General features: G+C 72.3%; 17 protein-coding genes and 1 tRNA gene. 15 read left to right on the forward strand and 3 right to left on the reverse strand.

The genetic code is table 11. The annotated features are described in order from the left end of the window. Nucleotides 1-389 precede the first annotated feature (389 nt). Nucleotides 390-1379: a class I SAM-dependent methyltransferase gene (locus ACIOGZ_RS02090; protein ID WP_363585861.1), complete on the forward strand. Its 990-nt coding sequence runs from the start codon at nucleotides 390-392 to the stop codon at nucleotides 1377-1379. 130 nt (nucleotides 1380-1509) lie between these two features. On the opposite strand, the gene ACIOGZ_RS02095 is transcribed toward ACIOGZ_RS02090, so the two are convergent. Both ACIOGZ_RS02095 and ACIOGZ_RS02100 read right to left on the reverse strand, forming a co-directional pair. After that, the gene (locus ACIOGZ_RS02095; RefSeq protein WP_363585862.1) at nucleotides 1510-3183 is read right to left on the reverse strand and encodes an APC family permease; all 1674 of its coding nucleotides are present in this window, start codon (nucleotides 3181-3183) and stop codon (nucleotides 1510-1512) included. Nucleotides 3184-3522: 339 nt separating this feature from the next. Then, nucleotides 3523-3607 (reverse strand) — tRNA-Leu (locus ACIOGZ_RS02100). A 384-nt stretch (nucleotides 3608-3991) separates the two neighbouring features. Here ACIOGZ_RS02100 and ACIOGZ_RS02105 point away from each other — a divergent pair. Beyond that, on the forward strand, nucleotides 3992-4555 hold the full coding sequence (locus ACIOGZ_RS02105) for an ATP-binding protein (RefSeq protein WP_400984497.1): 564 nt from the start codon (nucleotides 3992-3994) through the stop codon (nucleotides 4553-4555). Between the two features lie 32 nt (nucleotides 4556-4587). Here the strand turns inward: ACIOGZ_RS02105 and idi are convergent, their stop codons facing one another. Further along, nucleotides 4588-5244, reverse strand: coding sequence for an isopentenyl-diphosphate Delta-isomerase (gene idi / locus ACIOGZ_RS02110; protein ID WP_350875539.1), 657 nt, complete (start codon nucleotides 5242-5244; stop codon nucleotides 4588-4590). Between the two features lie 493 nt (nucleotides 5245-5737). On the opposite strand from idi, the gene ACIOGZ_RS02115 reads away from it, so the two are divergent. The 13 genes from ACIOGZ_RS02115 (at nucleotide 5738) to hpnH (ending at nucleotide 19983) form a co-directional block, all read left to right on the forward strand. Beyond that, a complete protein-coding gene (locus ACIOGZ_RS02115; protein WP_363367292.1) occupies nucleotides 5738-6493 on the forward strand; it encodes a phosphocholine cytidylyltransferase family protein in 756 nt (251 codons plus the stop codon). Beyond that, the gene (locus tag ACIOGZ_RS02120; protein ID WP_063350092.1) at nucleotides 6481-7542 is read left to right on the forward strand and encodes an iron-containing alcohol dehydrogenase family protein; all 1062 of its coding nucleotides are present in this window, start codon (nucleotides 6481-6483) and stop codon (nucleotides 7540-7542) included. The genes ACIOGZ_RS02115 and ACIOGZ_RS02120 overlap by 13 nt, the downstream gene beginning before the upstream one ends. A gap of 91 nt (nucleotides 7543-7633) precedes the next feature. After that, the gene (locus tag ACIOGZ_RS02125) at nucleotides 7634-8371 is read left to right on the forward strand and encodes a CDP-alcohol phosphatidyltransferase family protein (RefSeq protein WP_363585903.1); all 738 of its coding nucleotides are present in this window, start codon (nucleotides 7634-7636) and stop codon (nucleotides 8369-8371) included. Beyond that, the gene (locus tag ACIOGZ_RS02130; RefSeq protein ID WP_363585863.1) at nucleotides 8368-9267 is read left to right on the forward strand and encodes a glycosyltransferase; all 900 of its coding nucleotides are present in this window, start codon (nucleotides 8368-8370) and stop codon (nucleotides 9265-9267) included. Before ACIOGZ_RS02125 ends, ACIOGZ_RS02130 begins: the two co-directional genes overlap by 4 nt. A gap of 136 nt (nucleotides 9268-9403) precedes the next feature. Beyond that, nucleotides 9404-10345, forward strand: a complete 942-nt coding sequence (locus ACIOGZ_RS02135) for an ABC transporter permease (RefSeq protein WP_363585864.1) — start codon at nucleotides 9404-9406, stop codon at nucleotides 10343-10345. After that, nucleotides 10338-11147: an ABC transporter ATP-binding protein gene (locus ACIOGZ_RS02140; protein WP_350875547.1), complete on the forward strand. Its 810-nt coding sequence runs from the start codon at nucleotides 10338-10340 to the stop codon at nucleotides 11145-11147. The genes ACIOGZ_RS02135 and ACIOGZ_RS02140 overlap by 8 nt, the downstream gene beginning before the upstream one ends. Nucleotides 11148-11405: 258 nt before the next feature. Beyond that, nucleotides 11406-12386: a squalene synthase HpnC gene (gene hpnC, locus ACIOGZ_RS02145; RefSeq protein WP_400984499.1), complete on the forward strand. Its 981-nt coding sequence runs from the start codon at nucleotides 11406-11408 to the stop codon at nucleotides 12384-12386. 41 nt (nucleotides 12387-12427) lie between these two features. Next, nucleotides 12428-13285 carry a presqualene diphosphate synthase HpnD gene (hpnD, locus tag ACIOGZ_RS02150; RefSeq protein WP_350875695.1) on the forward strand — a complete coding sequence of 286 codons (858 nt, stop codon included), beginning with the start codon at nucleotides 12428-12430 and terminating at the stop codon, nucleotides 13283-13285. A gap of 142 nt (nucleotides 13286-13427) precedes the next feature. Continuing rightward, the gene (hpnE, locus tag ACIOGZ_RS02155) at nucleotides 13428-14864 is read left to right on the forward strand and encodes a hydroxysqualene dehydroxylase HpnE (protein WP_400805235.1); all 1437 of its coding nucleotides are present in this window, start codon (nucleotides 13428-13430) and stop codon (nucleotides 14862-14864) included. A 230-nt stretch (nucleotides 14865-15094) separates the two neighbouring features. Then, on the forward strand, nucleotides 15095-16183 hold the full coding sequence (locus ACIOGZ_RS02160; RefSeq protein WP_400805306.1) for a polyprenyl synthetase family protein: 1089 nt from the start codon (nucleotides 15095-15097) through the stop codon (nucleotides 16181-16183). Between the two features lie 7 nt (nucleotides 16184-16190). Further along, a complete protein-coding gene (shc, locus tag ACIOGZ_RS02165) occupies nucleotides 16191-18275 on the forward strand; it encodes a squalene--hopene cyclase (protein WP_400984439.1) in 2085 nt (694 codons plus the stop codon). Then, a complete protein-coding gene (locus tag ACIOGZ_RS02170; RefSeq protein ID WP_400984442.1) occupies nucleotides 18272-18952 on the forward strand; it encodes a 1-hydroxy-2-methyl-2-butenyl 4-diphosphate reductase in 681 nt (226 codons plus the stop codon). The genes shc and ACIOGZ_RS02170 overlap by 4 nt, the downstream gene beginning before the upstream one ends. A 2-nt stretch (nucleotides 18953-18954) precedes the next feature. Next, the gene (gene hpnH / locus ACIOGZ_RS02175) at nucleotides 18955-19983 is read left to right on the forward strand and encodes an adenosyl-hopene transferase HpnH (RefSeq protein ID WP_063350100.1); all 1029 of its coding nucleotides are present in this window, start codon (nucleotides 18955-18957) and stop codon (nucleotides 19981-19983) included. Nucleotides 19984-19994 lie beyond the last annotated feature (11 nt).

Below are 19994 nucleotides of genomic sequence, written 5' to 3' on the forward strand. Positions count from 1 at the left end.
CGGCCACGGCACCGGGCCGCCCCCCACCGCCTCCGCCGTCAGCTCCACCGCCCGCCGTTGGACGTCCAGTTGACGATCAGCGTGCGGCGCGACCGGTCGCGCCGTGGTCCGCCGCCGCGGGACACCGGACGAACCGTCCCGAAGGCTCCGTGTTCACCCTCCGGCAGCGAAACGACGGTCCGCGAAAATCATTGCGCGAAAAGCTCCTCACGCCCGCGGGCACCGCTGTAGATTGCAGCGAACTCAGCGGTGAGGCACTACTGTTGCCAGTGGTTCGTAGTGGTGCACATGGTCCGGGACCAGCGTGTCCCACGGTCGGGCGGGGGCTGCCACCGGGCTGAGATCTGGCTCAAATCCGCAGGTCATCCGTACCGCATAAGGAGCATCCCGTGACCGATGCCGCGTTGAAGGACGAGTCGCAGCGGCCTGCCGAACCAGCCGTGCTGGACGACGTTCCGGGCTGGTTCTGGGAGCATGACCGGCACTCGTTCGACTGGTTCATGGGACGGCAGGAGAAGACCGGGGTCACCGGCGACCTGCTGGAGATGGGTGCGTACCTGGGCCGCAGCGCGATCGTGATCGGCGAGCACCTCCAGCCCGGCGAGTCCTTCACCGTCTGTGACCTCTTCGACTCGGACGCGCCGGACGACGAGAACGCGGCCGAGATGGACATCTCCTACCGGAAGTCGCTGACCCGCTCGGCCTTCGAGGTCAACTACCTCGCCTTCCACGAGGAACTGCCGGAGATAATCCAGGCCCCGACCTCCGTCCTGGCCGGCGGGCGGATCGCGGCGGGCACGTTCCGCTTCATCCACATCGACGCCTCGCACCTGTACGAGCACGTCGTGGGCGACCTCCAGGTGGCCCGGGTCGCGCTCCAGGACCAGGGTGTCGTCGTCCTGGACGACTACCGCTCGCAGCACACCCCGGGCGTGGCCGCCGCGACCTGGGGCGCGGTCTTCAACCACGGGCTCAAGCCGATCATGTTGACCGAGTGCAAGTTCTACGGCACCTGGGGAGATCCGGAGCCGTTCCAGCGCGACCTGCTCGACCGGGTGGACCTCGCCGAGGGCTGCTACCTCAGCTCCGAGACCCTGAACGGGCAGCAGGTGCTCCGGATGACCGGAAGCTCGGACGGGATCGACGCGTTCCGCCCCTCCCGCCACCACCGGCGGCTGACCTCCGAGGCGGCCCGGAACGAGGCCTCGCAGTCCCGCCGGGCAGCCCAGGAGGCCCAGGAGGAGGCCGCCCGCGACCTCGCCGCCCGCCGGGCCCGCGCCGCCGAACTGCGCCGCCCGGCCAATGTCGCCAAGCGCGCCGCCCGCGACCTGCTCCCCCCGGTCGTCACCGCCGTCATCCGCCGCGCCCGCCGCGGCTGACGGCCGCCCCCCGACGGCCGACGGGTCCGACCGGGACCCGGCACCCCGCCCCGTCCTGTCCCATCCGGCCCCCGTCAACGCCGAAGGGCCGGTCGACGACTCGACCGACCCTTCGGCGTTGCACGCTCCCTCAGGCCCGCGAGGCCTCCCGCGGCTCCCGCCCGGAGCCCGCAGGGCCGTCGGCGCCCTCGCCGGCCGCGGCCTCCTCGGCCAGCTCGCGCCGGACGGCGGCCAGGGACGGGTTGGCCCAGGCGCTGGCGACGCCCCAGTGGTAGAAGGCCAGCGCGATGGCCGCGACGACCAGCAGGTCCCAGCCCTCGGGCAGGTAGCCCTGGCCACCGAAGTCGGTGCTGCCGGCCCAGGAGACACCGGCCATCACGAACAGGTACGCGACCATCCAGGCGCCCGCCTTCAGGTGCGGCTTCAGCTCGGCCCACGGCTTGCGCAGCTCGTACCAGGCCCAGATCGGCAGACCGGCGGCCATCAGCAGGATGACCTTGCCGGTGAGCGGCCAGCGGGCCCAGTACAGGACCAGCGAGCCGAACACCATCGCCACGGGGGCGATGACCGGCATGGCCCGCAGCCGGACCGGCCGGGGCAGGTCCGGGGCGAGGCGGCGCAGTGCCATCACGGCGACCGGGCCGGTGACGTACGAGATCACGGTGGCGACCGAGACGATCTCGGCCAGCGAGCCCCAGCCGCGGAAGACCGCGAGGAACAGGAAGGCGACCACCAGGTTGAGCACCAGGGCCGGGCGCGGGATGCCGGTCTTGGCGTCGACCTTGCCGAAGATCTTCGGCAGGTGGCCGTTCTCCTGCACACCGTGGATCATGCGCGAGGTGGTGGCGGCGTAGATCATGCCGGTGCCGCTGGGGGAGACGAAGGCGTCCGCGTACAGCAGCAGGGCGAGCCAGTTGAGGCCCCAGACCATCGCGAGGTCGGCGAGCGGCGAGGTGTAGGCGAGGCTGCTCCAACCGTGCGACAGGTCGGCGGCCGGGATGGCACCGAGGAAGGCGATCTGCAGCGCGACGTAGATCACCAGGGCGATCAGGATCGAGCCGATGACGGCCTTGGGCAGCGACTTGCCGGGGTTGCGGGCCTCGCCGGCCAGGTTGAGCGGGGACTGGAAGCCGTTGAAGGCCCAGACGATGCCGGACACCGCGACGGCGGTGAACACGGCGCTCCAGCCGTTCGGCGCGAAGCCGCCGTGGTCGGTGAAGTGGGCGGTGTCGAAGTGGGCGAACAGCAGCGCGCCGGCGGTCAGGGTCGGGACGATGACCTTGAAGACGGTGATCGCCGTGTTGGTCTTGGCGAACATCGTGATGGCGAACCAGTTGAGGACGAAGTAGCCGACCAGCAGCACGCTGGCCAGTGCCACCCCGCTCAGGGTGAGTTCCTTGCCGTTGTACAGCCCCTGCGCCCAGCCGAAGTGCCAGGAGCTCATGTACTGGACGGAGGCGGTGGCCTCGCCGGGGATGACCGAGACGATGGCGATCCAGTTGGCCCAGGCGGCGAGGTAGCCGGCCAGCGAGCCGTGCGAGTACTGGCCGTACCGGACCATGCCGCCGGCCTTGGGGAACATCGACCCGAGCTCGCTGTAGGTGAGCGCGATGGTCAGTGCCACCGCGGCCCCGATCACCCAGGCCAGGATCGACGCGGGGCCGGCCAGCCGGGCGGCGCGCTCGGCGCCGAACAGCCACCCGGATCCGATGATGGATCCGAGCCCCACGGCGGTCAGGCTGATGGTGCCGAGCGATCGCCGGTAGTTCTGATGTGATGCCGTCGGAGACTCTGGCTCACTCAACGTATCGGTCCTCTCGCTCGGGGTTTCATCGGGTGGTGTCGTGGTTTTTGTGCTGGTTTCCGGACAAACGGAGACAGCCTATGGGGCCAAAAGGGGCGAATACCTCAAGGGAAGCTCAAACTGTCCGATCGTTGCCATCTCGTGTCCGCTTTCCGGGTCACGACAGCCGCAGAAGTCGCCTGGGTCACAGCGGTTGCGGGGGGTCGCGAGCGCCGCGGCGGCCACCCGGTCCGCAGGGAGAATCCGGGAGAACCCGCGAGAACCCGTGGACGGCGGCGGCGCGCCGGGAAAAAGAAATTCCCCGCGGGTTCCTTTCGGATCCCACGGGGAATTCGGTTGTGTCCGAGGGGGGACTTGAACCCCCACGCCCGATAAAGGGCACTAGCACCTCAAGCTAGCGCGTCTGCCATTCCGCCACCCGGACAGGGTGTGTGCTTCGGGGTTTTTCTCGCCCCCTCGGCGACAGAGAGAACATTACCAGGGTTCTGGAGTGCTTCTCACCTGCGTTTCCCCGGGTGGGGGGACGTCCGGGTCGGCAGGGGTGGTCGGGCTGGTTGGGATGGGTCGCCACGGTGCGCGAACCCCGGCCGAAGTGGTGGCGAGCGCGAAGGAAACGGTCGACCCCGGCGGTGGCTGCGGTCCGTTCCGGCCGGAAGCGGTCCGACACGGGCAAGTTGTCGACGGTGCCACGGTCCCGTCGGTGCCTCTCCTAGCCTCTGTGGATCGAGGGCGCCATGAGCGGAACGCCTGATTCCCGGGTCGCGGACACCCCCGGGTCGCGGACGAAGGGCGGCTGGACGTGGAGCAGATCAGCGGGGCGGCGAAGGCCGAGCCGAGACGCGCCGGGCCGGAGCGCGCACGCGCCGAGCCGAGACGCGCCGGGCCGGAGCGCGCACGCGCCGAGCCGAGACGCGCCGGGCCGGAACGCGCACCCGCCGGACCGGTCGAGGGCGTGTGGCGCTTCCCGGTGCCGGCCGAGGAGGCCTCGGTGCCGCTGACCCGGCACGCGGTCCGTGACCGCCTGCTGGCCCAGGGGATGGCCGGGGTGCGCTACCAGGAGCTGGTGGACGACGTGCTGCTGATCGTCTCGGAGCTGGTGAGCAACGCGGTGACGCACGCGGCGAAGCTGTCGCCGGAGGTGACGACCGAGCTGGCGGTCCGCCGGGGCTGGGTCCGGGTGTCGGTCGAGGACGGTGACCCGTACCGGCCGAAGGCGCTGGAGAGCGACACCGGGCGGACCGGCGGCCGCGGCCTGCTGCTGGTGAAGAGCGTGACGTTGCAGGCCGGCGGGGTGTGCGACGTGGAGCGGACGGGGGAGGGCGGCAAGGTCATCTGGGCCTCGCTGCCCGTCCCCCCGGAGACCGACGACTGAGCGCCGCGGGCCCGCCGACCGGTCCCGCCCGCCTACCAGTCCCGCCCGGCGATCTCCCGGATCCCCGGCAGCGCCGCCTCGAAGACCGTCTCGAACCACACCGAGAACGGCCGCTCGGCGCGCAGTTCCCGCAGCTCCTGCGCGGTCACGAAGGCGTAGTCGTCCACCTCGTCGGGGTTGGGCTCGACGGGCGCGGTCACCAGCCCGACGAACAGGTGGTTCCACTCCCGCTCGATCAGCCCGGAGGCCTCGTCCGGCAGGTCGTAACGGACCGTGCCCGCCTCGCAGAGCAGCGCCGGCGCGATGCCGAGTTCCTCGGCGGTGCGGCGGGCGGCGGCGACGAACGGCGGCTCGTCCGGGTACGGGTGGCCACAGCAGGTGTTCGACCAGACGCCGGGGGAGTGGTACTTGCCGAGCGCCCGCCGCTGGAGCAGCAGCCGCCCCTGGCGGTCGAAGAGGAACACCGAGAACGCGCGGTGCAGGCGGCCGGGCTGCTGGTGTGCCCAGAGCTTCTCGGCGGTGCCGGTGGTGACGCCCTCGTCGTCGACCAGTTCCAGCAGGATCTCGGGACCGGCGCCGGCGGTCCCGGTCGAGGCCCCCGGGGCGACCGTCACGTCCGTCTCGACGTCGAGACCGGTGTCGATCTCGGAGTCGAAGTGTGTCGGGTTGGTCGGCAGGCTCTGGGGCATGGGGCCTCTTTCGGGAGGGGGGGAGCAACGGAAGCATCGGGGTACGTCCGGTACACCGGGTGCAGCGGACGCAGCGGGGGCACCGGCGCCGGCGTCGGGCTCCAGTCTGCCGTATGGGTGGCGGTGGGTACGGGTCCCACGCACAACCGGGCGGATCATGACCGTCGGCAGGTCGATTCCGGGCAGAGATGGGCCCGATACGTTCCCGGAAGGGTCATCGGAATAGCAGGACTGTTCGGTATCCGTTCCCCTCGCGTTCGATCGTTGCCTCGCCCGCGCGTTCGATCACTCCTTCGCCACCCTCCCGTCACCTCGCAGCCCCCGGCCGCGTTCGGGCCGGCCGCCCGGGTCGCCTACCATCGCTTACGGCACGGTGCCCGCACTCGCGGCGGCACCGGCGCGCCGATTCGCGGCCCGGCCGGACGGAAAGCCGGTGCCCCGGCACCCCGCGCGCACCGCCCCGCGCACCGCACGACGGATCAGGAGACCCCGCATGATCGGCCTCGTTCTGGCAGCCGGCGCCGGCCGCCGGCTGCGCCCGTACACCGACACCCTGCCCAAGGCGCTGGTGCCGGTCGACGGGGAGCGGACCGTGCTGGACCTCACCCTCGGCAACTTCGCCGAGGTCGGCATCCGCGAGGCGGCGATCGTCGTCGGCTACCGCAAGGAGGCGGTGTACGACCGCAAGGACGCCCTGGAGAGCAAGTACGGCGTCAAGCTCCACCTGGTCGAGAACGACAAGGCCGAGGAGTGGAACAACGCGTACTCGCTCTGGTGCGCCCGCGAGCTCTTCGCCGAGGGCCTGCTGCTGGCCAACGGCGACACCGTGCACCCGGCGTCCGTGCAGCGCACCATGCTGGAGGGCAACCAGCGCCTCGTCGAGGCCGGCACCGCCCCCGGCATCCTGCTGGCCCTCGACACGGTGAAGAAGCTCGCCGACGAGGAGATGAAGGTCGTCGTCGACCCGGCCGCCGGCATGCGCCGCATCACCAAGCTGATGGACCCGACCGAGGCCACCGGCGAGTACATCGGCGTCACCGTGATCAACCCCGCCGCCGCCGTCGACCTGACCGACGCGCTGCGCGCCACCTACGAGCGCGACCCGCAGCTGTACTACGAGGACGGCTACCAGGAGATGGTCAACCGCGGCCTGCGGATCGACGTGCAGCCGATCGGCGAGGTCTCCTGGGTCGAGGTCGACAACCACGACGACCTGGCGAAGGCGCGGGAGATCGCGTGCCAGTACTGACCCGGCTGGTTCCGTCGCCGCTGTTCGTCGAGGTCCGCCCGGGCGCGCTGGACGCGCTCGGCGGCATCCTCGCCGACCAGCGGCTGTCCGCCTCGGGCCGGATCGCGGTGGCGATCAGCAACGGCTCGGGAGCGGCGATGCGCCGGCGCCTGGAGCCGGCCCTGCCCGGCGCCGACTGGTACAACGTGGACGACGGCAGCCTGGACAGCGCGGTGCGCCTGGCCGAGTCGGTGCGCGGCGGGCACTACGACGCGATGGTCGGCCTCGGCGGTGGCAAGATCATCGACGCCGCCAAGTACGCCGCCGCCCGGGTCGGACTGCCGCTGGTCGCGGTCGCCACCAACCTGGCCCACGACGGCATCTGTTCGCCGGTCTCCACGCTCGACAACGACGCCGGCCGCGGCTCCTACGGGGTGCCCAGCCCGATCGGCATCATCGTCGACCTGGATGTGATCCGGCAGGCCCCGCCGCGTTTCGTGGCAGCCGGCATCGGCGACGTGGTCTCCAACATCTCCGCCTGCGCGGACTGGGAGTTGTCGCACGCGGTCACCGGCGAGCCGGTGGACGGCCTGGCCGTGGCGATGGCCCGCTCGGCCGGCGAGAACCTGCTGCGGCACCCAGGTAACACTCAGGATCAGGACCTCCTCACGGCCCTCGCGGAAGCCCTGGTACTGTCCGGCATCGCGATGAACATCGCGGGCAGCACCCGGCCTTCCTCGGGCGCCTGCCACGAGATCTCGCATGCCCTGGACGTGCTGTACCCCAAGCGTTCCGCCCAGCACGGCGAACAGGTCGGCCTCGGCGCCGCGTTCGCCAGCTTCCTGCGGGGCGAGCGCGAGCTGACCGGTCTGATCGTGGAGCGCCTGGCGAGCCACGGGCTGCCGGTGACCGCAGCTCAGATCGGCTTCACCGAGGCGGAGTTCACCGACGCGGTGCACTACGCTCCGAACACCCGCCCGGGGCGCTTCACCATCCTTGAGCACCTCGACCTCTCCCCCTCAGCAATCAGGGACGCGTACGCCGACTATGTCCAAGCCGTCAACAGCTGACCCCTCCACCGCGGGCGCCGAGCGGCCCCCGGTGGACCTGACCCGCCGGCCCTCGATCGAGGAACTGCGCGCGGTGATCCACCCGGAGGGCATGCTCCAGCGCCGCAGCGCCGAGCACTGGGCCGGGCGCCTGTACATGCGGCGGATCTCGCTGCGGATCACCCGCGTGCTCTCCACCGTGACGGCGATCACGCCGAACGGCCTGACGTACCTGATGATGTTCACCGGCGTCCTGGCCGGCGCCGCGCTGGTCGTGCCGGGCATCGCGGGCGCGGTCCTGGGGGCCCTGCTGATCCAGGTCTACCTGCTGCTGGACTGCGTGGACGGCGAGGTGGCCCGCTGGCGCCGGCAGACCTCGCTCACCGGCGTCTACCTGGACCGGGTCGGCCACTACATGTCCGAGGCGGCCCTGCTCACGGGGCTGGGCCTGCGCGCCACCGACCTGCTGCACCGCGAGGGCGGCGGCTCGCACTGGGAGTGGGCGTTCCTGGGCACGCTGGCCGCGCTCGGCGCGATCCTGATCAAGTCCGAGACGGACCTGGTGGACGTGGCCCGGGCCCGCAGCGGCCTGACGGCGGTCGAGGACAGCGCCTCGGTGCCGCGCTCGTCCTCGGTGGCCAAGGCCCGCCGGGCGGCCTCCTTCCTGAAGTTCCACCGACTGGTCGGTGCGGTCGAGGCCTCGCTGCTGATCCTCGCGGCCGGGATCGCCGACGCCGTCCACGGCGGGCTGTTCTTCACCCGGGTCGCGGTGGTGGCGCTGGCGGCGATCGCCATGCTGCAGACCGTGCTGCACCTGCTGAGCATCGTCCTCTCCAGCAGGCTGCGATGAGCGCCCCGACCAGCGCGGAGAGCTTCCGCCTCGGAGCCGTCATCATCACCATGGGCAACCGCCCCGAGGAACTGGCCGCCCTGATCGAATCGGTGCGCGCCCAGGAGGGCGCGGCGGTCGAGCTGGCCGTGGTGGGCCAGGGCGCCCAGCTGCCGCCGCTGCCGGAGGGCGTGCGCAGCGTCGAGCTGCCGGAGAACCTCGGCATCCCGGGCGGGCGCAACGTCGGCATCGAGCTGTTCGGCCGCGACGGCCGGGACGTGGACGCCGTCCTCTTCCTGGACGACGACGGGCACCTGCCGCGCACCGACTCGGCCCGCCTGCTGCGCGAGGCCTTCACCGCCGACCCGGAGCTGGGCATCGTGGCCTTCCGGATCGCCGACCCCGACACCGGCGTGACCCAGCGCCGGCACGTCCCCCGGCTGCGCGCCAGCGACCCGCTGCGCTCGTCCCGGGTGACCACCTTCCTGGGTGGCGCGACCGCCGTGCGCTGCGCGGTGTTCGAGCAGGCCGGGCAGCTGCCCGCAGAGTTCTTCTACGCCCACGAGGAGACCGACCTCGCGTGGCGCGCGGCGGACGCCGGCTGGGCCATCGACTACCGCGCGGACGTGGTGCTGCACCACCCGACGACCTCGCCCGCCCGGCACGCCACCTACTTCCACAACATTGCCCGTAACAGGGTTTGGCTCGCCAGACGGAACCTTCCGGCCCTGTTGGTGCCTCTCTATCTGGGAACCTGGTTCCTGCTGACCCTGGCCCGCCGCCCCTCCTCGGAGGCGCTGAAGGCCTGGTGGGGCGGGTTCCGGGCGGGCTGGCGCGAACCCTGCGGTCCGCGGCGGCCCATGCGATGGCGTACCGTTTGGCGATTGACCAGGCTGGGCCGGCCACCGGTCATCTGATCGAATGATCGATCGCTGCGGCCGGTGACCACACACCGGCCGGACTCTCCCCGTGATCCAGTGGATCCCCATCGGCGCAAGGCCGGCGGACCCCCGTCGACCGGCCGCCCCGACCGATCCCGCGTGAAGGACGAATGTGTCGACAGTGAGTGAACCCGTCAGCCTCTCATCCCCCAGGGGGGTGGACGCGGGCCTGACCCCCAAGCAGCTTGCGGACAAGTACGGCCTGGCCGTGAGCGGCAGGCGGCCTGGCCTGATCTCCTACACCAAGCAGCTCTGGGCCCGGCGCCACTTCATCTGGGCCTTCGCCACCGCCCGCCTGGTGGCCCAGTACACCGACGCCAAGCTCGGCCAGCTGTGGCAGGTCGTGACGCCGCTGCTGAACTGCGCGGTGTTCTACCTGGTCTTCGGTGTGATCCTGAAGAGCAAGGACAACTTCCCGCCGGACACCTACATCGCCTGGCTCTGCATCGGCGTCTTCGTCTTCCAGTTCACCCAGAACGCGGTGCAGTCCGGCACCCGGGCGATCGCCGACAACCTCGGGCTGATCCGGGCGCTGCACTTCCCCCGGGCCTCGCTGCCGATCGCGTTCACCGTGATCCAGCTCCAGCAGCTGCTGATCTCGATGGTGGTGCTGGTCGGCACCGTGCTGGTCAGCGGCATCAAGCCGGGCCGGACCTGGCTGCTGATCATCCCGGCCCTGCTGCTGCAGATGATGTTCAACACGGGCATCGCCCTGGTCATGGCGCGGCTCGGCTCCAAGACCAGCGACATCTCCCAGCTGATCCCCTTCGTGATGCGGGCCTGGATGTTCCTGTCCGGCGTGATGTTCAGCATCGAGGACAAGATCAAGGAATGGCCGGACTACATCCAGACGCTGATGTCCCTCAACCCGGCCTCGGTCTACATGGACCTGCTCCGGCACGCCTTCGCGCCGATCATCTACAACCCGCACCAGCCCCAGCACCAGGTACTTCCGCACCACCAGTGGACCTACGCCATCGGGTGGGCGGTCGTGATGTTCGTGATCGGATACGTCTTCTTCTGGAAGGCCGAGGAGGAGTACGGCCGTGGCTGACGTCGAACTGAGCAAGCTGGACACCATCCGGGACGCGGACGTCGCCCGCGAGCCCACCGTCGTCGTCGACGACGTGCACATCGTCTACCGGGTGCACGGCGCCGGCTCCGGCAAGGGCAGCGCCACCTCGGCGCTGAGCCGCATCATCAGCCGCAAGCGCTCCGCGGGCGTGCGCGAGGTGCACGCCGTGCGCGGCGTCAGCTTCACCGCCTACAAGGGCGAGGCGATCGGCCTGATCGGCTCCAACGGCTCCGGCAAGTCGACCATGCTGGCCGCGATCGCGGGCCTGCTGCCGACCGAGAAGGGCGGCATCTACACCAACGGCCAGCCCTCGCTGCTGGGCGTGAACGCGGCGCTGATGAACGAGCTCACCGGTGAGCGCAACGTCATCCTCGGCTGCCTGGCGATGGGCATGGCGCCGGCCGACGTGCGCAGCCGCTACCAGGACATCGTCGAGTTCTCCGGCATCAACGAGAAGGGCGACTTCATCTCGCTGCCGATGCGCACGTACTCCTCCGGCATGGGCGCCCGCCTGCGCTTCGCCATCGCCGCCGCGAAGACCCACGACGTGCTGCTGATCGACGAGGCGCTGGCCACCGGCGACCAGGCGTTCCAGCAGCGCAGCAAGAAGCGGATCGACGAACTGCGCAAGTCCGCCGGTACGGTATTCCTGGTCAGCCACGACAACAGCTCGATCCGCGAGGTCTGCGAGCGGACGATCTGGATCGAGGCCGGCGAGCTGATCATGGACGGCCCGACCGAAGAGGTCGTCGGCCGCTACGAGCGCGGCGAGCGCCCGTAGCAGCAGGCCGTCCAGGGGGCCGGTTCCGGGGATTCCGGGGCCGGCCCCCTGTTCGTGCGCCCCCACCGGTACCCCGGGTGGCCCGCCGCCGCGGGGGTGAGCGCCCCCGTGCGCCGGGCGGGGCGCTCTTCTCCGGCGCGCCCCGTGGTGTCAGGCTGTATGCGCGGGGGCGGTGTGCCGGAGGTGGCGCCCCCGCTCGGACGCGTGTCCGAGTCGGGCCGGTGATGCCCAGCGGTGTAGAACGGGGGAGTGACAGCAGTGTCGGCTTCGGCCCAGCCCAGAGATACGTCGGTGAACCGCTCCGCGGGGGAGACCCTGGACAAGGCGGGCGCGGAGAACTTCCCGGTCGCCCCGTTCTTCCTGCCCGCGGCCTGGCGCGACGACCTGATGGCCGTCTACGGCTACGCCCGGCTGGTCGACGACGCCGGCGACGGCGACCTGGCCGATCCGGCCGCCACCGCCGCCCTGCTCGGGGTCGAGGCCACGCCTCCCGCCACCCCTTCGGCCCAGTCCGGCCCGCCGACTCCGCAGGAGGTCGCCTTCCGCCTCGCACTGCTGGACGGACTGGAGCGCGATCTCGACCGGGTCTTCGAGGCGGCGTTCCACCCGGGAGCCTCCGAGGGCCCCCGTCACCCGCTGCTGCGCAGCCTCGTGCCGCTGGTCGACCGGCACGGGCTCACCCCGGAGCCGTTCCGCCGCCTGATCGAGGCCAACCGGGTGGACCAGACCACCACCCGCTACGCCGGCTACGACGACCTGATCGGCTACTGCACCCTCTCCGCCGACCCGGTCGGCCGCCTGGTGCTGGCCATCGCCGGCGTCTCCACCCCCGAGCGGATCGAGCTGTCCGACGCGATCTGCAGCGCCCTCCAGGTGGTCGAACACCTTCAGGACGTCGCCGAGGACCTCGCCCACGGGCGGATCTACCTCCCCGCCGAGGACCTCGCCCGGTTCGGCGTCACCGAGGCGGACCTCGCCGCTCCCACCGCCGGCGGCCCGGTGCGCGAGCTGATCGCCTTCGAGGTGCAGCGGGCCCGCACCCTGCTCGACCGCGGCGCGCCATTGGTAGGTACGGTTCGGGGGAGGCTTCGACTGCTCCTGGCGGGATTCACCGCCGGCGGGTACGCGGCCCTGGCGGCCATCGAGGACGCCGGGTACGACGTGCTCGCGCAGCAGGCGAAGCCTGACAAGCGCCGCCTCGCAGCGAAGGCGGCGGCCATCTTCGCGAAGGGAAGGTGAACGCCCGAGTGGCGGCATCACCACTGGCGTCGGCCCAGGTCATGGCGGCGTACCGGTACTGCGAGGCAGTCACCGGACTTCAGGCACGCAACTTCAGCTACGGCATCCGGTTGCTGCCCGAACCCAAGCGGCTGGCCATGTCGGCCCTGTACGCCCTGGCCCGCCGGGTCGACGACATCGGCGACGGGGACCTCCCGTCCGACCGCAAGGCCGAGGCGCTGGTGCGCACCCGGGAACTGGTGGACGAGGTCCGCGCCGGGGCGGTCGCCGAGGACGACACCGACCCGATCAAGGTCGCCCTGGCCGACGCGGCCCGGCGCTTCCCGATCCCGCTCGGCGGCTTCGACGAACTGATCGACGGCGTCGAGATGGACCTCAAGGGCGCCGAGTACCAGACCTACGAGGAACTGAAGGTCTACTGCCGCTGCGTGGCCGGCTCGGTCGGCCGGCTCTCGCTCGGCGTGTACGGCTGCGACGACCCCGAGCGCGGCGCGGGCTACGCGGACACCCTGGGCCTGGCCCTGCAGCTCACCAACATCCTGCGCGACCTGCGCGAGGACGCCCTGAACGGCCGCACCTACCTGCCCGCCGAGGACCTGGCCCGGTTCGGCTGCGAGCAGGGCTTCGCGCTGCCCAGGCCGCCGGTCGGCGCCGACTTCACCGGCCTGGTGGCCTTCGAGGCCGCCCGCGCCCAGGCCGCCTTCGAGGAGGGCCTGCGGCTGCTGCCCATGCTCGACCGCCGCAGCCGGGCCTGCACCGCCGCGATGGCGGGGATCTACCACCGGCTGCTCGGCCGGATCGCCGCCGACCCCGAGTCCGTACTGCGCGGCCGGGTCTCGCTGCCGGGCTGGGAGAAGGCGTACGTCGCGCTTTCCGGGCTCGCCGGGGGGCGTTCTTGATTCTCACCGCAGTTCTGTCACGCTGTGTCAGCGGGGAATCACAAGCGGGCAGAGCAGTGTTGACCACGACCGGGCCGGTCACGAGCGTGCCGGCCGGAGCGACCGCCGCAGGGCGGTCCAGCAATCGCGAGGGGGAGGGCCGATGACCGGGCGAGCCGATGCCGCGCGCCCGGCCGCCGTGGTGGTCGGCGGCGGCCTGGCCGGGATCACCGCCGCGCTGCGGCTGGCCGAGGCCGACCACCGGGTCACGCTGGTCGAGGGGCGGCCCAGGCTCGGCGGGCTGGCGTTCTCCTTCCAGCGCGGCGAGCTGACCGTCGACAACGGCCAGCACGTGTACCTGCGCTGCTGCACCGCCTACCGCGGCCTGCTGGAGCGGCTCGGCGCCGCCCGGCTGGTCCACCTGCAGGACCGGCTGGACGTCCCGGTGCTCTCCGTCTCCGGGCCGGACGCGGCCCCGGTGCGCACCCTCGGGCGGCTGCGCCGGGCCGGCCTGCCCGTCCCGCTGCACCTGGCCGGCAGCCTCGCCCGCTACCCGCACCTCGGGCCGGCCGACCGCGCCCGGGTGGTCCGCGGCGCGCTGGCGCTCCAGGGCCTGGACCTCGCCGACCCGGCACTGGACGAGATCTCCTTCGGCGAGTGGCTGCGCCGCAACGGGCAGAACGCGAACACCCTCGCCGCGCTCTGGGACCTGGTCGGCGTCGCCACCCTGAACGCCCGGGCCGACCAGGTGTCGCTGGCGCTGGCGGCGATGGTCTTCAAGACCGGCCTGCTCTCCGACCCGGGCGCCTCCGACATCGGCACGGCCGCCGTCCCGCTCGGCGTGATCCACCACGACCGGGCGCTCGCCGAGCTGGAACGCGCCGGCGTGAAGGTGCTGCTGCGCGCCCGCGTCGCGGAGCTCAAGCCGGCGGTGCCCCAGCACGCCGTCCATCTGGAAGGCGACGCGGAGCCGCTCGCCGCCGAGACCGTCGTGCTGGCCGGCGCCCAGGACAGCGCGGCCGCCCTGCTGCCCCCGAACGCCCTCCCCGGCCAGGACCGGCTGGCCGACTTCGGCACCGCGCCGATCCTCAACGTGCACGTGGTCTACGACCGCAAGGTGCTGCGGCGGCCGTTCTTCGCCGCCCTCGGCTCCCCGGTGCAGTGGGTCTTCGACCGCACCGCGCACTCCGGCCTGGCCGGCACCGGGCTCGGCCGGGCCCACCCCGGAGCCCAGTACCTGGCGCTCTCGCAGTCCGCCGTCCAGGACGAGATCGACCTGCCGGTCGCGGAGCTGCGCCGCCGGTACCTGCCGGAGCTGGCGCGACTGCTCCCGGCCGCCGCCGGGGCCGAGGTGCTGGACTTCTTCGTCACCCGTGAGCGCACCGCCACCTTCGACCCGGCGCCCGGCAGCGCGCTGCTGCGCCCGTCGGCCCGCACGGACGTCCCCGGCCTCTTGCTGGCCGGCGCGTGGACGGCCACCGGCTGGCCCGCGACCATGGAGGGGGCTGTGCGCAGCGGCCACGCCGCGGCCGACGCGGCGCTCGCCGCGGCCGGCAGCCGGCTCCCGGTGGATCGGGGCGACGGGAGGTGGCCCCGGTGACGGCGGGCGCCGCCGGGGACCCCGCCAGAGCCGGCGGGCCTCCCGTCGACCGCGGCGGGAACGACACCGGCCGCACCGGCGGCACCGGCGGCACTGACAGCGGTGACACCGGCACCAGCCGCACCGACCCGAGCCGCATCGACACCGGCCACATCGACACCAGCCGCACCGACAGCGCAAGCACCCGGCAGCCCCGGGCGGTCCGGCACCACGAGGGAGAGGGAACGCACGTGGAGTCACGCACCGGCAGCGCCGTCGGAGGCACGGCGCACGCCGAACCGGTCTCGGTGCCGGAGCTGCTGGCCCGCAGCCGCACGCTCTGCACCCCGCCGCTACGGTCCGCCGTCGCCCGTTTGGCCGCACCGATGGACACCGTCGCCGCGTACCACTTCGGCTGGATCGACCGGGACGGCACTCCGTCCAAGGGCGACGGCGGCAAGGCCGTGCGCCCCGCCCTGGCCCTGCTCTCCGCCCGGGCCACCGGCGCCGCCGCCGAGGTCGGCGTGCCGGGCGGGGTCGCGGTTGAACTGGTGCACAACTTCTCCCTGCTCCATGATGATCTGATGGACGGTGACGAGACCCGGCGGCACCGGGCCACCGCCTGGACGGTCTTCGGTCCGGCTCAGGCGATCCTGGTCGGCGACGCCCTGGCGACGCTCGGCACGGAGGTGCTGCTCGACGCCGCGGTGCCCGGCGGTACGAGCCCCACCGACGCCGCGCGGGCCGTCCGGCTGCTCACCACGGCGACCCGCCGACTGATCGACGGCCAGGCCATGGACGTCGCCTTCGAACAGCGCGACAGCGTCACCGTCGCCGAGTGCCTGGAGATGGAGGGCGGCAAGACCGCGGCGCTGCTGGCGGCCGCCTCGGCGATCGGCGCCGTCCTGGCCGGGGCCGACGACAAGGTCTCCGAACCGCTCGAGCGCTACGGCCACCACCTGGGCCTGGCCTTCCAGGCGGTGGACGACCTGCTCGGCATCTGGGGCGCCACCGAGGTCACCGGCAAGCCGCACTGGGGCGATCTGCGCCAGCGCAAGAAGTCCCTGCCGGTCGCCGCCGCGTTGGCCGAGGGCGGCGCGGCCTCGCGCCGGCTCGCCGAGCAGCTGGCCGACCCGAAGGGCCGCGGCGAGGAGGGCGAGCCCGAGCTCGCCGCCCGGGCCGCGCTGATCGAAGAGGCCGGCGGCCGCGCCTGGACCCAGGAGGAAGCCCGCCGCCAGCACACGACTGCCCTCGCCGCCCTGGACGAGGTGCCCATGTCCGACGAGGTGCGCGAGCACTTCGTCGCACTCGCCGAATTCGTGGTGGTACGAGAGAGGTGACGTTACGTTGACAGCAACCGCGGACGGCCGGCTCGACCCTGAGTACGATTCCGAGCCGGTCGCGGTGGGCGACCGCCCCCCGACCCTGCTGGGCGCCGGGCGGTGGCAGCCCGAAGACACCGACCAGCTCCGGCCGGCCGGTGAGGCGGACCTCGGAGCGGCCGACGCGCAGGAGGCCCTGGCCCGTGCCACCACCCACCTGCTCTCGCTGCAGAGCTCCGAGGGCTGGTGGAAGGGCGACCTGGAGACCAACGTCACGATGGACGCCGAGGACTTACTGCTGCGGCAGTTCCTCGGGATCCGGACCGAGGACCAGACCAAGGCCACCGCCGAGTGGATCCGGTCCCAGCAACGGGAGGACGGCACCTGGGCCACCTTCCACGGCGGGCCGGCCGAACTGTCCACCACCGTCGAGGCGTACGTCGCCCTCAAACTCGCCGGCGACGACCCCGAGGCCCCGCACATGGTGGCCGCCGCGCGGTACGTCCGCTCCGCCGGGGGCATCGCGGCCGCCCGGGTCTTCACCCGGATCTGGCTCGCGCTCTTCGGCTGGTGGCCGTGGGAACGGCTCCCCGAGATGCCGCCCGAGATCATCTTCCTGCCCAAGTGGCTGCCGCTGAACATCTACGCCTTCGGCTGCTGGGCCCGCCAGACCATCGTCCCGCTGACCGTCGTCTCGGCCCACCGCCCCGTCCGTCCGGCGCCCTTCCCGCTCACCGAGCTGCACACCGACCCGGACCACCCCTACCCCGACCGGCCGCTCGCCCCCGCCACCAGCTGGGACGGCCTCTTCGAGCGCCTCGACAAGGTCCTGCACGCCTACCACCACCGGGCCCTGCGCCCGCTGCGCCGGCTCGCCGTCTCGCAGGCCTGCCGCTGGATCGTCGAACGGCAGGAGGCCGACGGCTGCTGGGGCGGCATCCAGCCGCCGGCCGTGTACTCGCTGATCGCCCTGCACCTGGAGGGCTACGAGCTGGAGCACCCGGTGATGAAGGCCGGACTCTCCTCCTTCGACCGCTTCACCGTGCACACCGAGGACGGCCGCCGCTGGCTGGAGGCCTGCCAGTCCCCGGTCTGGGACACCTGCCTGGCCACCATCGCGCTGGTCGACGCCGGGCTGCCGGCCGACCACCCGGCGCTGGTCTCGGCCGTCGACTGGATGCTCGGCGAGGAGATCCGCAAGGACGGCGACTGGTCCGTCCAGCGGCCCTCGCTGGCCCCCGGCGGCTGGGCCTTCGAGTTCGAGAACGACACCTACCCCGACATCGACGACACCGCCGAGGTGGTGCTCGCGCTGGGCCGGGTCGACCACCCCGACCCGGCCAAGGTCGATGCGGCGATGGACCGCGGCGTGCTCTGGAACCTCGGCATGCAGTCCAAGAACGGGGCCTGGGGCGCCTTCGACGTCGACAACACCAGCACGCTGCCCAACAAGCTGCCGTTCTGCGACTTCGGCGAGGTGGTCGACCCGCCGTCCGCCGACGTCACCGCCCACGTGGTGGAGATGCTCGCCGAGACCGGCCGGGCCCGCGACCGGCGCACCCGGCGCGGCGTCGAGTGGCTGCTGCACAACCAGGAGGCGGACGGCTCCTGGTTCGGCCGCTGGGGCACCAACTACATCTACGGCACCGGCTCGGTGCTGCCCGCCCTGGTCGCGGCCGGCGTCCCGGACGAGCACCCGGCGATCCGGCGGGCCGTCCGCTGGCTGGAGGACCGGCAGAACACCGACGGCGGCTGGGGCGAGGACATGCGCTCCTACGAGGACCCGGCCCGCTGGGCCGGGCGCGGCGACTCCACCGCCTCGCAGACCGCGTGGGCGCTGATGGCGCTGCTCGCGGCCGGGGAGGGCCCGGACGGCCGGGCCAACCCGGCGGTGGAACGCGGCGTGGACTGGCTGGTGTGCACCCAGCTGCCCGAGGGCACCTGGGACGAGCCGCAGTTCACCGGCACCGGCTTCCCGTGGGACTTCTCCATCAACTACCACCTGTACCGGTTGGTCTTCCCGGTCACCGCGCTCGGCCGCTACCTGCACGGCAGCCCCGCCTTCGGCGGCAGGAACGGCGACACCCCGGCGATCGGGGCGGCGCGGTGACCACCGCACCGCTGCTGGTGCTCTGCGCGCTGGGCCCCGAGGTCTGGGCGCTGCGCGGCGGCGACTGGCGCGGCGCGGCCGGCGGGCCGCCGGTGCTGGTGCGCACCGGCATGGGCCGGCGGCGGGCCGCGCTGACCGTCCGCCGGCTGCTCGGCTCCGCCCCCGGCGGCTACGGCGCGGTCGTGGTGGCCGGCTTCGGCGCCGCGGTCGGCCCGGGCGTGCTGCCGGGCGACATCGTGGTCGCCGGCGGCGTGCGCGACGCGGAGGGGCACCTGTACCCCGTCGACTCCGGACCGGAGCTCGCCAGGGCCCTCAAGGAGCTCGGCCTGACCGCGCACGCCGGGGTGCACCACACCGCCGACCACGTCGTCCGCGGCCTCGAACGGCGGGCCCTGCACCTCCAGGGCGCGCTCGCCGTCGACATGGAGGCCGCCGCCGTGCTGGCCGCGCTGCGGGAACGGCGGCCGACGCTGCCCGCCGCCGTCCTGCGGGTGGTCGTGGACACCCCCGAGCGCGAACTGCTGCGGCTCGGAACCCTCCCGGCGGGGGTGCGTGCCTGGCGGACCCTGCGGGCGGCGGTACCCGCCCTGGTCGACTGGTACCGGCAGGAGTCCCGGCCCGGCCCCGCGGACCTGAACCACCCCACATCCTCGACGCTCCCCCAGGAGGCGAGCTAGCCATGGCCATGCCGTTGCGCCAGACCGTGCGGGTCGGCACCTACCTCATGCAGCAGAAGCTGCTCAAGCGCCGGGACAAGTTCCCGCTGATCGTCGAACTGGAGCCGCTGTTCGCCTGCAACCTCGCCTGTGAGGGCTGTGGCAAGATCCAGCACCCGGCGGGTGTGCTGAAGCAGCGGATGCCGGTGGCCCAGGCGGTCGGCGCGGTCCTGGAGTCGGGTGCCCCGATGGTCTCGATCGCCGGCGGCGAGCCACTGATGCACCCGCAGATCGACGAGATCGTCCGCCAGCTCGTCGAGCGCCGCAAGTACGTCTTCCTCTGCACCAACGCGCTGCTGATGCGCAAGAAGATGGACAAGTTCAAGCCCTCGCCGTACTTCACCTTCGCCGTGCACATCGACGGCATGCGCGAGCGGCACGACGAGTCGGTGGCCAAGGAGGGCACCTTCGACGAGGCGGTGGCGGCGATCAAGGAGGCCAAGCGGCGCGGCTTCCGGGTCACCACCAACAGCACCTTCTTCAACACCGACACCCCGCAGACCATCATCGAGGTGCTGGACTTCCTCAACGACGAGCTCAAGGTCGACGAGATGATGATCTCCCCGGCCTACGCCTACGAGAAGGCCCCCGACCAGGAGCACTTCCTCGGCGTCGACCAGACCCGGGAGCTCTTCCGCAAGGCCTTCGCCGGCGGCAACCGGAGCCGCTGGCGGCTCAACCACAGCCCGCTCTTCCTGGACTTCCTGGAGGGCAAGGCCGACTTCGAGTGCACCCCCTGGGGCATCCCCAACTACTCGCTGTTCGGCTGGCAGCGGCCCTGCTACCTGATGGCCGACGGCTACGTGCCCACCTACCGCGAACTCGTCGAGAAGACCGACTGGAGCAAGTACGGCCGCGGCAAGGACCCGCGCTGCGCCAACTGCATGGCGCACTGCGGCTACGAGCCGACCGCCGTACTCGCCACCATGGGCTCGCTCAAGGAGTCGCTGCGCGCCATCACCGAGACCATCGGCGCCAACCGCGGCCACTGAGCCGGTCGTTC

It is taken from the genome of Kitasatospora sp. NPDC088160, assembly GCF_044741445.1.
In the GTDB taxonomy this organism is placed as follows: domain Bacteria; phylum Actinomycetota; class Actinomycetes; order Streptomycetales; family Streptomycetaceae; genus Kitasatospora.

Excerpts from the sequence above, each read along its gene's own strand:
- ACIOGZ_RS02130 (WP_363585863.1), top strand. The coding sequence starts at position 8,368 with ATGAGCGCCCCGACCAGCGCGGAGAGCTTCCGCCTCGGAGCCGTCATC.
- ACIOGZ_RS02125 (WP_363585903.1), top strand. The coding sequence starts at position 7,634 with ATGCTCCAGCGCCGCAGCGCCGAGCACTGGGCCGGGCGCCTGTACATG.
- hpnD (WP_350875695.1), top strand. The coding sequence starts at position 12,428 with ATGGCGGCGTACCGGTACTGCGAGGCAGTCACCGGACTTCAGGCACGC.
- hpnE (WP_400805235.1), top strand. The coding sequence starts at position 13,428 with ATGACCGGGCGAGCCGATGCCGCGCGCCCGGCCGCCGTGGTGGTCGGC.
- hpnH (WP_063350100.1), top strand. The coding sequence starts at position 18,955 with ATGGCCATGCCGTTGCGCCAGACCGTGCGGGTCGGCACCTACCTCATG.
- idi (WP_350875539.1), bottom strand. The coding sequence starts at position 5,244 with ATGCCCCAGAGCCTGCCGACCAACCCGACACACTTCGACTCCGAGATC.
- ACIOGZ_RS02115 (WP_363367292.1), top strand. The coding sequence starts at position 5,738 with ATGATCGGCCTCGTTCTGGCAGCCGGCGCCGGCCGCCGGCTGCGCCCG.